Origin of the sequence: Undibacterium sp. KW1 (assembly GCF_009937955.1) — a bacterium.
Classification (GTDB): domain Bacteria; phylum Pseudomonadota; class Gammaproteobacteria; order Burkholderiales; family Burkholderiaceae_D; genus Undibacterium.
On the sequence record NZ_AP018439.1, the window covers coordinates 74,329 to 87,115 of the forward strand.

Annotated in this window: 13 protein-coding genes; 5 read left to right on the forward strand and 8 right to left on the reverse strand. The window is 52.7% G+C overall.

What is annotated here, in order from left to right:
• The first annotated feature begins 14 nt into the window (after positions 1-14).
• Positions 15-1,598, forward strand: a complete 1,584-nt coding sequence (locus UNDKW_RS00380) for an ammonium transporter (RefSeq protein ID WP_162057120.1) — start codon at positions 15-17, stop codon at positions 1,596-1,598.
• Between the two features lie 294 nt (positions 1,599-1,892).
• Here UNDKW_RS00380 and UNDKW_RS00385 read toward each other — a convergent pair whose 3' ends face one another.
• The 3 genes from UNDKW_RS00385 to UNDKW_RS00395 all read right to left on the reverse strand — a co-directional run bounded on the left by UNDKW_RS00385 (position 1,893) and on the right by UNDKW_RS00395 (position 4,396).
• Positions 1,893-3,173, reverse strand: a complete 1,281-nt coding sequence (locus UNDKW_RS00385; RefSeq protein ID WP_162057121.1) for a tol-pal system YbgF family protein — start codon at positions 3,171-3,173, stop codon at positions 1,893-1,895.
• Between the two features lie 193 nt (positions 3,174-3,366).
• Positions 3,367-4,005, reverse strand: coding sequence for a hypothetical protein (locus UNDKW_RS00390; RefSeq protein WP_162057122.1), 639 nt, complete (start codon positions 4,003-4,005; stop codon positions 3,367-3,369).
• A 91-nt stretch (positions 4,006-4,096) separates the two neighbouring features.
• Complete coding sequence (locus tag UNDKW_RS00395) at positions 4,097-4,396, reverse strand: DUF2288 domain-containing protein (protein WP_162057123.1); 300 nt, start codon at positions 4,394-4,396, stop codon at positions 4,097-4,099.
• A 213-nt stretch (positions 4,397-4,609) separates the two neighbouring features.
• Here UNDKW_RS00395 and UNDKW_RS00400 point away from each other — a divergent pair, with 213 nt between their 5' ends.
• Positions 4,610-6,568 carry an EAL domain-containing protein gene (locus UNDKW_RS00400; protein WP_162057124.1) on the forward strand — a complete coding sequence of 653 codons (1,959 nt, stop codon included), beginning with the start codon at positions 4,610-4,612 and terminating at the stop codon, positions 6,566-6,568.
• A gap of 40 nt (positions 6,569-6,608) precedes the next feature.
• Here the strand turns inward: UNDKW_RS00400 and UNDKW_RS00405 are convergent, their stop codons facing one another.
• Positions 6,609-7,310, reverse strand: coding sequence for a transglutaminase-like cysteine peptidase (locus UNDKW_RS00405; protein WP_197893061.1), 702 nt, complete (start codon positions 7,308-7,310; stop codon positions 6,609-6,611).
• Positions 7,311-7,446: 136 nt separating this feature from the next.
• On the opposite strand from UNDKW_RS00405, the gene ltaE reads away from it, so the two are divergent.
• The gene (gene ltaE / locus UNDKW_RS00410) at positions 7,447-8,493 is read left to right on the forward strand and encodes a low-specificity L-threonine aldolase (RefSeq protein ID WP_162057125.1); all 1,047 of its coding nucleotides are present in this window, start codon (positions 7,447-7,449) and stop codon (positions 8,491-8,493) included.
• Here the strand turns inward: ltaE and UNDKW_RS00415 are convergent.
• From UNDKW_RS00415 to UNDKW_RS00425, 3 genes are all read right to left on the reverse strand, one after another.
• Positions 8,486-9,493: a hypothetical protein gene (locus tag UNDKW_RS00415; RefSeq protein ID WP_162057126.1), complete on the reverse strand. Its 1,008-nt coding sequence runs from the start codon at positions 9,491-9,493 to the stop codon at positions 8,486-8,488. The genes ltaE and UNDKW_RS00415 overlap by 8 nt on opposite strands.
• Positions 9,494-9,563: 70 nt before the next feature.
• Entirely contained in the window at positions 9,564-9,857 is a 294-nt protein-coding gene (locus UNDKW_RS00420; protein ID WP_162057127.1) for a hypothetical protein, read from the reverse strand.
• Between the two features lie 43 nt (positions 9,858-9,900).
• Positions 9,901-10,443, reverse strand: a complete 543-nt coding sequence (locus tag UNDKW_RS00425; protein WP_162057128.1) for a hypothetical protein — start codon at positions 10,441-10,443, stop codon at positions 9,901-9,903.
• A 188-nt stretch (positions 10,444-10,631) separates the two neighbouring features.
• Here UNDKW_RS00425 and UNDKW_RS00430 point away from each other — a divergent pair, with 188 nt between their 5' ends.
• Positions 10,632-10,928: a hypothetical protein gene (locus UNDKW_RS00430; protein WP_162057129.1), complete on the forward strand. Its 297-nt coding sequence runs from the start codon at positions 10,632-10,634 to the stop codon at positions 10,926-10,928.
• Positions 10,919-12,151 carry a sigma 54-interacting transcriptional regulator gene (locus UNDKW_RS00435; protein ID WP_162057130.1) on the forward strand — a complete coding sequence of 411 codons (1,233 nt, stop codon included), beginning with the start codon at positions 10,919-10,921 and terminating at the stop codon, positions 12,149-12,151. The genes UNDKW_RS00430 and UNDKW_RS00435 overlap by 10 nt, the downstream gene beginning before the upstream one ends.
• A 95-nt stretch (positions 12,152-12,246) precedes the next feature.
• On the opposite strand, the gene UNDKW_RS00440 is transcribed toward UNDKW_RS00435, so the two are convergent.
• The gene (locus UNDKW_RS00440; protein ID WP_162057131.1) at positions 12,247-12,711 is read right to left on the reverse strand and encodes a hypothetical protein; all 465 of its coding nucleotides are present in this window, start codon (positions 12,709-12,711) and stop codon (positions 12,247-12,249) included.
• Positions 12,712-12,787: the final 76 nt, after the last annotated feature.

The window sequence follows — 12,787 nt, forward strand, 5'->3', positions numbered from 1 at the left end:
ACCAGGGAGTTCACATGAAAAAACTGTTGAAGAACATGCTGGCGGGGGCTGCTTTGCTGGTCACTGTCGGTTTCACCTCTGTCGCGTCGGCGCAGGATGCCTCGGCCAAAGCAGAACCTGCGGCAGCTTCTGCTGCCTCAGTTACTGCGTCGGCCAGCGCTTCTGCACCTGCAGCGGCTCCGGCTTCTGCTGCTGTGGTGGCGCCTGCTTCTGCCCCGGCAGCGGCGGCTGAACCTGCGGCAGCCAGTGCTGCCGCCGCACCTGCACCAACGCCAAATAAAGGCGACACTGCCTGGATGATGGTTGCCACCTTGCTGGTCATCCTGATGACCATACCTGGCCTGGCACTGTTCTATGGTGGCCTGGTCCGTTCCAAGAATATGCTGTCTATCCTGATGCAGGTCTTCATGATCTTCGCCGTGATTATTGTTCTGTGGTGCATCTATGGCTATTCGCTGGCATTTACTGAAGGTGGCAGGTTCATCGGTTCGTTTGACCGCCTGTTCCTGAAAGGTATCTGGGACCCGGCCAAGGCGGCGTTTGGTACGGCCGCGACATTCAGCAAAGGCGTAGTGATTCCTGAGTTTGCGTATGTGGCCTTCCAGGCGACCTTTGCAGCGATCACTTGCGGCCTGATCATCGGTGCTTTTGCAGAACGTGCAAAATTCACTGCTGTGTTGTTGTTCGTGGTCTTGTGGTTCACGTTCAGCTACCTGCCGATCGCTCACATGGTCTGGTTCTGGACTGGCCCTGACGCGATCAAGGATGCTGCAACCCTGGCGACAGAAACTGCCAAAGCTGGTTTCCTGTTCCAAAAAGGCGCGCTGGACTTCGCAGGTGGTACCGTCGTGCATATCAATGCTGCGGTCGCTGGTCTGGTTGGTGCTTACCTGATAGGCAAACGTGTAGGTTATGGTAAAGAATCCATGGCACCTCACTCCCTGACAATGACGATGATAGGTGCGTCGCTGTTGTGGGTGGGCTGGTTTGGTTTCAATGCCGGTTCCGCACTGGAAGCAGGCGATGTCGCAGCACTGGCTTTCATCAATACTTTGCTGGCAACGGCTGCCGCAACTGTGTCATGGGTATTTGGTGAGTGGATGTCCAAAGGCAAGCCTTCCATGCTGGGCGGCGCATCTGGTGCGGTAGCCGGTCTCGTCGCGATTACGCCAGCTTGCGGCTTCGTCGGCCCTATGGGTGCCCTGGTCATCGGCTTGCTGGCAGGTATTGTTTGCCTGTGGGGTGTCAATGGCCTCAAACGCCTGCTGGGTGCAGATGACTCCCTTGACGTCTTCGGTGTGCATGGCGTGGGCGGTATCCTGGGTGCCTTGTTGACCGGTGTGTTTGCTGCACCATCCCTCGGCGGTCAAGGTATATTCGACTATGTCACCAACAAAATGTCGGCTGATCCTTACGACATCTTCGGTCAGGTCATGACACAGGCGACTGCAGTTGGCACGACCATCATCTGGTCAGGTGTCGTGTCCTTCGTCGCTTACAAACTGGTTGATCTGGTAGTTGGCCTGCGTGTACCGGAAGATGAAGAACGTGAAGGTCTGGACATCACCAGCCATGGTGAGTCTGCTTACCACTCTTGATTCAGTTGTTGATTTGAACAACGCGATCTGAGTAACAAGTTTTGCCCAGCCTGTATCTGATCCTTCGATCAGGCTGGGGCAGTAAAGAGTATCCAAAGGTGTACCGTCAGTACCGTAATCAGAGCTTGCTGTACTGAACTTGACAGGCTGTTTTGCATAACGCAAAACAGCCTTTTTTTATCTGGCGGTGAGCCTAGATCTGAATATCTGCACAGGCACGGGTCAAAAAAATACGCCACCCGCAGGTGGCGTATTTCTTAACACGGTTTGTCAACTGAGGAGAGATTCACCAGCTTATTTTGCTTCAGGAGCAAATTTATTGGCAGGTACCAGCAGCCACAAACGTGCAAAGTCAGCAGAACCATCACGGCCTTGTACCGACTTCAGTGTTTCAACAGCCTTGTCGCGTTTGCCTGCTCTCAGGTAAGCCATGCCCAGATGCAGTTTTGCTTCATCAGGAGACTTCAAGCCACCTTTGGCGATACCCTGTTCCATCAATCCCAGGCCTTTGTCGTACTGGCCGTTAATGACGTAGTTATAACCAATATTGACCAGGCCGATACCGGTCTTGGCGTTTTTGGCAGCGGCTTCACCAGCATCGAGGCTCTTGATGTCGTCAGCGGCCTGTTTGTTGACGCGGTCGCGCAATTGTTTGTGCTTGGTCGCTTCCTTGCCGGTGCCCAGCACGTTCGCTGCATAGCCTGCTTCAATCGCGGTTTTGGCTTCGGCTGGCAAACCTGCCAGCAAGGCCAACTCTGCCATATCGACAAAATCCGTGGCATCTTCTAATTTGCCGTTCAGGAATTGCAGACGATAGTAGTCGAGCAACAAGCGGTCAGAAAAACCAGGTTTTTTCATCACGCGGTAAATCAGGTCTGTCCAGAATTCTGGTGTTGGGTACAGTGCAACCAGGCGTTCCAGCGCGACGGCATAGTTATCCCATTCCTTGAGCTGCTGATAAGCAAGAGCCAGCAACTTGAGGTTGTCAGAACTGGTATTACGTTGTGCTTTTTCATCAAATGCTATCTGGGCATTCAAGACTTTGACGACATTGGCAAAGTCGTTTTCCAGATAGTAGGAACGGGCGATCAGATAGACCATGACTTCATTGCCAGGTGCTTTCACCAGGAAACGATTACCCCATACCCTGGAATTAGCATATTTCTTTTCACCAAACAGGGTACTTGCCATGGCTTCCATCAAACGCTGTTTTTCTGGATCTTTCAGAAAATCAGTCGAAATCATATAGTCGAAGGAGCTCGCCATCAGCGTAGAGTCATTGATACTGGATGCAACCACGGCACGCAAACGGCTGATCGTAAACAGCTCGAAAGGCGTTTTCTTTTCCAGAGAGGCATCCATGGCATTAATTTTTTCCAATGCCTGAGGATATTGCTTGGCGGTCAGCAAGTCCTGGATTTCATTAAGTGGCTTGGCCATTTCCTGGCGCACGGTCTGTTGCTTCGCAGGATCAGCCGCTTCTTGTGCCTGAACGGCATTCACAGTCACGGGAGAGAAGCCAGAACCAAGTGCTGCCAGCATCATGGCGGCGAACAGGTAAGAAGTTTTTTTCATGAATGATCCAGATAAAAAATGAAAACTATTGCAATAATGTAAAAACATTGCGCAATAATCAGTCAAAACACATCAATAATACAAATGACAACAGGCGTAGTACCGGCCTTCATCCCTGCTTATGCCCTGGCCGTTCCATGCAAGCCCGTTTCACAGTACGGAATCCGGCATTATAGCCGAGCTCTTGCCAGCATTACCATTTGCAGCCTGTGTCCACAACGGCGCTCACTGCCAGCGGGATGACAGCCAGTATGCCTATGCCCGAATATGCCTTCAGGCACTCTTTCTTTTCTGCCCGTCTGGTGCCTTCACCCAGCCGCTTTTCCAGGCTGTCGCCGCGCCTGTGACTGGCCTGTATCTGTTCAATTTCTGTGGGCTTCATGGCCAGGGCCGACTTGCGCACAGACTCCAGGTTCAGACCCAGTCCCGTTGGACTATCGGGGCTGATACTCGTTTGAGGTGAGGGCTGGCTGACGGCGTCAGTTGCGATTTCTGCCGCTGGCTGCTCTGGGCGGGTCAGTGATCTGGCAGGTTTGTTCGTCGTGATGGGCCTGCTGGCCTCTTTTTTAGCGGGCTTTTCAGGTTTGGCAGACTCCTCCACAGGCTCGCTTGCCTTCGGAGGGACAGGCTTGGGGGCTATCGTCAATAATTGCAGGTACTGCATCAAGGGATGGCGCTCACCCGCCCTCGTAGTGGCGTGTTGATGACGCAGTAATTGCCAGAAAAGCAGGTGGGCAAGAACGACCAGCAAGATGGTCATTGCCGGAAAGCCCGGTTTGCTGATCCCATGATTTGCTGGTGAATGTGTAGTTGCCAGAGAAAATTGCATCATGCCTTTCCCAAACTATTCTGTTACGGTATCTCGACTCAGACAGCCCCTGCTTGTTAGAAGTTCATGTCAACACGCAATCTTACCGGCAGTGTCATTTTTGTCTTTCCTGCACCAGTATCCAGGGCTTGACGACCACGGTCCAGTGCTGTGCGTCCTGCTCCAGCCATGCCTGGGCCTGCTCATCGCTGACCTTGCCTATCTGGCCATGCTCAAGCAGGGCAGAGATCACATCTGCATGGTCTTCTGCCATGTGGAAGGCAACTTCGACCAGGTCCAGGCCGGGCTGGACCACCAGTACTGTGCCACCTGCAAAATGACGTAATAACTCACTCCAGGGGTAAGCTGCAGTTTCGAGATTGATCTTGCTACGTAAAATATCAGTATTGGACATGAAATTTAATTAAAATATATTGAGCCGGGGTGGTAAACAATGATCAAACAATGCTCCACATCCATAATTTTATGCAAATCCTGAAATAAAGCGGAAGAAATAAGCGGGAAGGGCTATTTTCTTGTTAAAGTCGCCATAAGCATGACTTATTAATATTTAGAAAATTGCAGACAGAAATGAGTTCCAGGGAATGAAAACACTCAAAGAGACCTTATGACGCTGAGACGCCAACTCCTTCTTGCCATATCCATCATCTTTTTTGCCGTGTTTCTTGGATTGCAAATCCTGTCTGTGCTGACGATGCGGGATTATTTGCAGCAGCAACTGGCCTCGCATGCCCAGGATGCTGCCACAGCCTTGTCACGTCCGCTCGAAGAAGCACTGGCCAAGAATGACCAGACGCTGGCAAATATCCAGATATCCACCCTGTTTGACCGCGGTTATTATAAAAAAATCGTGGTCCTTGATCCCGCAGGCAAAGTGCTGTTGCACAAGGAACTCAACGGGGGCAAAGACAATGTGCCAGCCTGGCTACCTGCCTTGTTTGACTTGCAGACCCCGCCGGGCGAGGCTTTCATTTCTTCTGGCTGGCGTCAGCTGGGCAAGGTTGTCGTGGTCAGCCACCCGGCTTATGCTTACGATTACCTGTGGCGCTCCATGCGGGAAATGGCTTTGTGGATGTTTGCCATGTACCTGGTGGTCTGGGGCCTGACTGTGGTCTTGCTGAGAATTATCCTGGGGCCGCTGGAAAAAATCGAAGAAGTCGCGATTGCCATACAGGCCAAGAATTTCCGCCGTATTGAAGTCGTGCCTCAGACTCGCGAGCTGCAGCGTGTAGTGGTCGCCATGAACCACATGACAGAGCGCATATCGAGCCTGCTTGATGAAGAAATCGCCAGGGCAGAAAATTTCAGGCGCGAAGCTTTCATCGACAAAGTCAGTGGTCTGGAAAACCGTCATGGTTTTGACTTGCGCTTCAATCATTTGCTGTCAGAAGAAGGGCGCTTTGAAACTGCCGTCATCTTTGTGCTGGAATTTGATGGCCTTAAAGAATACAACCACCAGCACGGCTATCAGCAAGGCGATATCCTGCTGGCCGATGTGGCGACGGTGGTCACAGAAGTCTTCAGCAAATATAGCAATATCCTCGGTCGCATAGGCGGTGCCTCAATGGCAGCGGTGTGTATCGATGTCGATCAAAAGACCATGCAGTTGCTGGTAGATGCACTTCAGTACCGCCTGAACCAGGTATTGCTGCGTGCCTCGCGCCAGGTCAGCCTGGCTGCCGGTGCGCTGGTGTTTGGCCCGGCGCAAACACGCGGCGACATTTTCTCCCGGGCAGACCTGGCAATAGAAGTCATGCGCCAGGCTGGTAATGGACAGATCAGCCTGACCCTTATGGAAGACAGTGAAGCCGTCATCGCCGGTTCACATGGCTGGCGTACCCTGATCCACAATGCCCTCGCAGACCACCGCTGGGTCTTGTTTGCCCAACCCGTCATGCGTTTGCAATTGCGCCAGCTTGTCCATCATGAAGTATTTTCGCGTTTGCTTGATACCCAGGGCAATCTGGTTCCGGCCAACCAGTTTTTACCCATGGCCTTGCGTCACCAGCTCATGCCCGAGATAGACCAGGCGGTAGTGACCCTGGTGATGGAGATGCTGCAAAAAAATCGCGGCACCTATAAAAATATCGCCATCAATGTGTCCCTGCAATCGATGGAGAGCAAAGAGTTCTGTGAATGGATGCAGGCGCGCCTCAAATATTCGCCAGAGCTGACGGCCTTGTTGTCAGTGGAGATCAGTGAATTTGCCTGCGCCAAAGACCATGCCGTGACCAGGAAATTTGTCAGTGTCTTGCGCGAATTAGGCGTGCGTTTTGGTGTCGATCATTTTGGCCTGGACCCGCATGCCCTGAACTTTATCCGCGAAGTACCGCCAGACTATATCAAGCTTGATGGCGGCCTGGTGCAGGAAGTTGCCACGAATGACAACAGCCATGCCCACTTGCGCGCTATCGTCAAATTCGCGCAATCCCTGGGTATACCCCTGATAGCCCAGAATGTGGAAAGCGAAGCATCGCTGCAATTACTGATTGCAGATCAGGTCGAATGCGGGCAGGGTTTTTATTTTGGCGCACCAGAAAAAATCGTTGTGGCTGAGGCAGGGTAAGCGGAGAGTATCGTCAGTGCCTACTGAAACTGAAAGCCGCTCACATGCGTTTTTCTTTTTCCATTTTTTCTATCAACTCCTTCCACAGGCGCACAGTCGATGCGCCGCCCTTGCGGGTATTGCCGCTGGCCAGCCACAGGTCATCATCATTAAAGCTATACACAGGCACCAGGTCATTGCGGGCAGAGCCCGGCTGTATCTCATCGACGAGATTGTCTAGTATCCAGGGTTCGGCGGCAGGCGTTGGATAGTAGGCCAGCACCATGTGCGTCTCACCTATGCGGGTCGCCCTGACATAGGTAATGCGCAGGCGTTCTGCCGGTATCCCCAGGTCTTTCAGTGTCATGTATTTGGCAATCGCATAGTCTTCACAATCACCACCCCAGGATGCGATAAATTCTACCGGGGTCGCCCAATAATCATTGACGCCCCAGTGTTCCTGATCACTGAAGTAGGGAACGCGGTTATAAAAATCATTCACCTGCCGCAAGACCGGCATTTCATATAGTCCATCGCTAGAGCGAGCGGCATTTTTGGCAAAGTCCTTGCCTGCAGTGGCTTTGATCCTGTTGATGGCGATCTGCATTTGTGTCAGCCGACGCGGCCCTTCAGCGCCAAAGCGTTTGTGCACATGCTCGATCAGGCCCAGCGAAAAATCCACCAAACCAGATACCACTGCCGGGCTTATTAGGCCCAGCAGTAAAAACAGGCTTGCAGCGATTTTCGCATCCTTACTGCGCATGGGTGATTGATCTGGTAAGCATGGACAAGGGCAACAGTGTAGCTGTTTCTAGTGCCGCAATACCCGGATTTGTGGCTTTAAAAATTGTCAGATGAAAATTGTTAGAATAGATCATCTCCCTCCACAAGGAAAAACCATGTCAGAAAGCCAGCAAAACTGGATAGATTTACGCAGTGACACCGTCACCCGACCTACTCCTGCCATGCGTGAACTCATGCATACTGCCGAACTCGGTGATGATGTGTATGGGGATGATCCCACAGTCAACCGCCTGCAAGACTATGCCGCCGACCTGTTTGGCTATGAAGCTGCTCTGTTCGCCCCATCCGGCACACAAAGCAATTTGCTGGCCCTGCTCGCACATTGCGCCCGCGGTGATGAATACATCGTCGGGCAAGAGGCGCACACTTATAAATACGAGGGCGGTGGTGCTGCCGTGCTGGGCAGCATACAACCACAGCCCCTGACCAACCAGGCAGACGGCAGCATTGCCCTGGACGATATTGCCAATGCCATCAAGCCAGACGATTTTCACTTTGCCCGCAGCCGTTTGCTGGCGCTGGAAAATACCATAGGCGGCAAGGTCCTGCCACCTGACTACCTACAAGCTGCCACCAGCCTCGCCCATGAGCGCGGCCTGGCTACCCATCTGGATGGCGCACGCATCTGCAATGCCATCGTCAAGCTGGGCATCAGCCCCAGGCAGGCGGTACAGGGTTTTGACAGTGTCTCGGTCTGTTTGTCCAAGGGTCTGGGCGCACCCATAGGTTCTGTGCTGTGTGGTAGCCACGACTTGATCGCTCAGGCCAAACGCTGGCGCAAGATGCTCGGTGGCGGCATGCGCCAGGCCGGCATGCTTGCTGCTGCCGGTTTGTATGCGCTGGAACATCATATTCCGCGCCTGGCAGAAGACCATGCCAATGCAGAACGCCTGGCAAATGGCTTGCGCCAGATCAGCGCCTTGCAAGTGCAGACGCCGCAAACCAATATCGTCTATGCCGACCTGCCCGCTACAGCCTGTGCCGGGCTGGCAGAACTCTTGCGCGAAAATGGCATCCTGGCCAGGGTCACACCGCACATGCGCATGGTCACCCATCTCGATGTCCCGGCTGCCGATATCGATAAAGTGCTGTCTGTATTCCAGACCTACTTCAGCAAGCATCCCGGCGTATCGTCTATCTGACATCCTGCATGGGGCTGTACAGGATGATGCGGCTGACATGCAGGCTGGTCTGGTTTTCGCATAGTCTTGCATGATCCACATAGGGCAGGCTACTTAGCCCCAGCCCCAGGTTGCTTTGCGGGTATTTGGCCTTGATGATGACATTGAACAGGCTCAGGCACTGGTGCAAATCACGCTGCCTTGGCTGTGAGAGATTTTCCAGGCTGAAGCTGACAGAGTTTCTCTCATGCGCCTGTCCCGGTTTCTGCTTTATCGATACCGGGAAAGAGACGCTGTTATTGTTTGCGGCATTGGTGATGGTTTGCAGCCAGCTACGGGTGGCTGCGTCATACACAATACGGCAACTCAGAATGTCGCCAGGTTTGACTGGCATGCTGGGACCGCCAAAGCAGGTTTGCGCAGTTGTTTGTTTGCTGCCAGCATGCACATACTGACCGCACACCCACCAGCCCGCATGATGTCCTGTGCCAATTGTTGGGCTATAGCTGAGTACTGCCTGCAAGCCACCATCCATGTTTTCAACATTATTGTCCTGACCAGGCCGCAGGCAGGGCCACAGATACGCATGTGCCTGCTCACTGCTCAGAAAAGGTACTTGCAACTGCGCCTGTACTGAAACCCAGTTATTGCCAGGGGCTGCGGTAATGCTCAGTTTGCTGTCTGGTACTGCCGGTTTCTCAAAACAGTCAGCACCTGGTTCTGCATGTAGTGCAGGTGACCCTGAGAAGAAGACTGCATCGCCTGCATGCAAGACCTGATGGTGATACATGATGGCGTAATGTTTGACGTAAAAGAAAAAACTGATGCGGTCATCTGCTGCCGCAAATGCCTTGGCTTCTGCCAGCGTCATGCATGACATGCGGCAGACTTCGAGATGATGGCTGTCTTCATCAAGTACTGCCATGCCGCCTATTCTTTGCCATTGCAGGCCGGGTTCTTCTGGCGCAAAAATAACCAGAGGATCAATGTCATCAGCGACGAGTAGTTTTTTTTCTGTCATCATGTCTATCCTGATTTTGTCAGCAGCCTGCATAATTTTTTATCGTGCTTTACCGCACGCATACAAAGCATCAACCCGCATTGCCATCACTTTTGCGGCGGTGATAATTCGGTTTTATGTTGTTGACCGTTGGCACTGATTTGTCCCGTTTGCGGCGGTCGAAGCCAGTTTTGGCACCAGAAAAAAGACTGCGAAAATTCTCTATCGCCGCAGCTTCTTCAGCCTCACTAGGTGTGTGTTCGCCAAACAAATTAGCCTGCAATCTCAGCATGGGCGGCAGACAATCCTGAAAAAGCGCAAAGTCTGCAACAGGATCAAGTTTCAATAGCATCTCTGCATTCACGAATTGCTGTGCGGGCTTCATACGTGACTCCTGGAAGAATATAGGCATGACTCGTTGCTCCGGATTATTTGTAAAACAGGGCATGCTGCAACATCCCCATGTCCAGCAGGTCCTGTGCAGTCTTGCCAGGCTTGACGGCAGGTTTGCGGGTTGGTGCAGACGGGGCTACTGGCTGTTCTTCAGCCATGGTTTCCACCTTCTTCTCGGGCTTCAGGCTGACCGTGGTGGACCATGGCGTATCTTTTGAGGCCCAGGTAGTCGCCCACAGGGCGTACGGCACTTCGAGCACTGAAGGTGCCGGTTCTGGCAAGGGGCGCAAACGCAAGTGGGTAGAAGTGTGCACAGCGGCAGACCAGGCAGCCTGCGGGTCTTGTGGGCGGGTCACTGGCAACTGAGTGACCGTACCTATGCTGGACCAGCCCCAGCTAAGCCTGGCGCGTTCTACATTTTTTTGTATCAGTACACCACGGGTTTCATTGTAATAAACATCGTCTGTCAGCAAGCGCATGGCAATATTGCGCGCCAGCCTGGCCTTCAAGGCCATTTTGCTGAGCAGCATGAATAACAGCAGGTTAAGGGCAATTAATAAAATTTCAGTGGTAAGCATGATGATCTCCTTCAGGGGGCAAGTACGTTCACTTGCGCAATGCATGCCTCTTTGCAAACGCCGTGCCAGCACTGTTTCCCTAGGGAGAAGGCATTTTTTTAGCCCAATTGACATGTAAAGCATACAAATTTACATTGGCGCTTTACACTAACGGTTTACACCCAAGTACAGAATCCGCAGTAAACACAATGACCGATACCGACTACACCCTGACCTCACCCCTGGCCAAACTGGCCGACAATGCCTCGGCCCTGCTGGGCCTGACCATCATCTGGCATCCAGACAGCCAGCGCATAGGTGAGCAGTTCATGGCCAGCAACCCTGACGGCCTGGTCGAAATCAACCGTTTCCTCCCGCTATTCCGCCATCCTGGCAAAGATGGTCTCCCGCTGGGTTATGGTGGTATCTCGCGTGAACCTGTGCGCATCAGTCGCGATGCTGGTGACAACATTCTCATCACCCCCCCGCCAGCCGTATGGTGGTAGAAGTGAATGGAGTAGAGATCAACGCAGCCGTGGCGCTCAGCCGTGAACAGGTAGAAAGAGGCGTCATTCTTTGCCTGGGCCGCGCCATCATCATCTGCCTGCACTGGATGCGCTGCCTGCCCAAGCACAATCCCGCGCTGGGTTTCATCGGTGTAGGCAGCGCCGCCATCGTCGCCCGCGACCAGATACGCCAGGTCGCCGGCACCGAGCTGCCCGTCCTGCTATTGGGTGAAACCGGCACAGGCAAAGAAATCGCCGCCCGCGCTATCCACGCTTACAGCAAGCGTGCCAATGCAGAACTGGTCAGTGTCAACATGGCAGCCCTGAATGAAGCCCTGGCCGCAGCTGACTTGTTCGGTGCCGTCAAAGGCGCCTACACAGGTGCACAAAACGCCCGCAAAGGTCTGTTTGCCGAGGCAGAAGGTGCAACACTCTTCCTCGATGAGATAGGCAATACCCCAGCCAGCATACAACCCATGCTCTTGCGCGTACTGGAGAGCGGCGATTACCGCCCGCTGGGTGCCCAGCAAGACCAAAAGTCCAGCGCCCGCCTGATCGCCGCGACCGACCAGGATTTATATAGCGAAGGCTTCAACCAGGCCCTGCTGCGCCGCCTCGAGAGCTTCATCATCCATCTGCCACCCCTGCGCACCCGCCGTGAAGATATAGGCGTATTGTTGCTGCACCTGCTCAGCAATAGCAAACTGCCAAATGAAATAGGCACCAGCCTGCCGGTGGCACTGGTCAGCGAATTTGCCAATTACGACTGGCCCGGCAATATCCGCCAGTTGTCCCACGTACTGCGCCGCACCCTGCTAGCCCTGCAACTCGGCGAAGTGCCGCAACTCGCCAGCCTGGTCAAAACCACCCACCATGCCCCATCCAGCGTGACACAGGCCAGCATCAGCACAGACAGTAAATTCCCTCAGCCAGCCAGCCCTCGCAAGAAATTGGCCGAACTCAGTGACGAAGATGTTTTGCGCGCGATGGAAAACAACGACTGGTATATACAGGGAGCCGCGCAAGAGCTGGGTGTCTCACGGCCATCGATGTACAAGCTGCTCGACAACCACAGCCAGATACGCCGCGCTGAACAGATACCCACAGAAGAAATTCGCCAGTCACTGGAAACCAGTGCTGGCGATGTAGAAGCCTGCGCCGCCTTATTGAAAACGCCTAGTGAGGCTTTGAGGCGGTATTTGAGGATAACAATACTTAACTGAATTCACTTTAAAGCTATTTCTTGGCAATGAAGACAAATTAATAAAGAAGTATTTAAATTATGGAAGCAATGAAAATCACATTGCTTCCACGTGTTTTAACCCCCACTGCCCGATTCAACATCAACTTCGGGGTCTGGTAAATAGAAGAATTCTGAGCTTATAACGTTGCCTGAAGAGTCTTTGAAATCAGCTGAAAATGAGATAGTAAATCCCCAAAAACCAATACTATCTGCACTCATGGTCATGGTTGCACCGTCAACAGGGCAAGCTGTAACTGATGTTCCAACGACGTTGGATTCACCATTAGGTTGCTTACCTTTGCAAATCGCGATAAATGCACTAGCTGTAACGGTAACTGTATCTTGAGGATTCGTTGGAGTACCAACAAAATTGAAAGTGACGGTATCGCCAACGCATAGGTAAGGACGACCTGTAGTAGTGTCTGTGGGAAGTACGGGGGAAAATTTCCCATGCGCTGAAACTGTGGCCCGGCTTTGCGGGATACCCTGATTAAAGTAGGTCGTGAAAGTGTAATTTACCGGAGGTTTTGGATCACTCATATTCTATCTTTCAAGTTGTTGGATGAAATGAATTATCATATGTGTACATGATATTCATGCTTGTAGTTTCAATAAT

Coding starts and splice junctions, on each gene's coding strand:
- UNDKW_RS00435 (WP_162057130.1), top strand. CDS start 10,919: ATGGTGGTAGAAGTGAATGGAGTAGAGATCAACGCAGCCGTGGCGCTC.
- ltaE (WP_162057125.1), top strand. CDS start 7,447: ATGTCAGAAAGCCAGCAAAACTGGATAGATTTACGCAGTGACACCGTC.
- UNDKW_RS00385 (WP_162057121.1), bottom strand. CDS start 3,173: ATGAAAAAAACTTCTTACCTGTTCGCCGCCATGATGCTGGCAGCACTT.
- UNDKW_RS00430 (WP_162057129.1), top strand. CDS start 10,632: ATGACCGATACCGACTACACCCTGACCTCACCCCTGGCCAAACTGGCC.
- UNDKW_RS00380 (WP_162057120.1), top strand. CDS start 15: ATGAAAAAACTGTTGAAGAACATGCTGGCGGGGGCTGCTTTGCTGGTC.
- UNDKW_RS00420 (WP_162057127.1), bottom strand. CDS start 9,857: ATGAAGCCCGCACAGCAATTCGTGAATGCAGAGATGCTATTGAAACTT.
- UNDKW_RS00400 (WP_162057124.1), top strand. CDS start 4,610: ATGACGCTGAGACGCCAACTCCTTCTTGCCATATCCATCATCTTTTTT.
- UNDKW_RS00440 (WP_162057131.1), bottom strand. CDS start 12,711: ATGAGTGATCCAAAACCTCCGGTAAATTACACTTTCACGACCTACTTT.
- UNDKW_RS00390 (WP_162057122.1), bottom strand. CDS start 4,005: ATGATGCAATTTTCTCTGGCAACTACACATTCACCAGCAAATCATGGG.
- UNDKW_RS00405 (WP_197893061.1), bottom strand. CDS start 7,310: ATGCGCAGTAAGGATGCGAAAATCGCTGCAAGCCTGTTTTTACTGCTG.
- UNDKW_RS00395 (WP_162057123.1), bottom strand. CDS start 4,396: ATGTCCAATACTGATATTTTACGTAGCAAGATCAATCTCGAAACTGCA.
- UNDKW_RS00415 (WP_162057126.1), bottom strand. CDS start 9,493: ATGACAGAAAAAAAACTACTCGTCGCTGATGACATTGATCCTCTGGTT.
- UNDKW_RS00425 (WP_162057128.1), bottom strand. CDS start 10,443: ATGCTTACCACTGAAATTTTATTAATTGCCCTTAACCTGCTGTTATTC.